This window comes from Mesorhizobium sp. M8A.F.Ca.ET.207.01.1.1, assembly GCF_004794715.1.
GTDB lineage: Bacteria > Pseudomonadota > Alphaproteobacteria > Rhizobiales > Rhizobiaceae > Mesorhizobium.
On the sequence record NZ_SRUS01000459.1, the window covers coordinates 1 to 306 of the forward strand.

1 pseudogene is annotated in these 306 nt (G+C 69.0%); it reads left to right on the plus strand.

The features are described 5' to 3' along the window. Positions 1-306, plus strand: a pseudogene (locus EN850_RS35360) (hypothetical protein); the annotation flags it as partial.

Below are 306 nucleotides of genomic sequence, written 5' to 3' on the forward strand. Positions count from 1 at the left end.
GCATCGGCGTGGTCGAGGTCAGCGCCGAGGCAGCGGATGTGAACTGGTTGATGAGCGCCGCCGACAGTGCCTGCTACGCGGCCAAGCAGGCCGGCCGCAACCGCGTGCACTGCTTCAACGAAGACCGCATGGCACTGGAGGAGCGGCGCCAGGAAGCCGAGCGCCTGCAGGGCGTCAGCCTGGCCATGGCCGAGAACCGCATGGTCCTGTACGCGCAGCGCATCGCCCGCGTCGGCGATCCCAGCTACCTGCACTATGAGGTCCTGGTGCGCATGCGCGGCAGCGATGGCAGCCTGCACCTGCCAG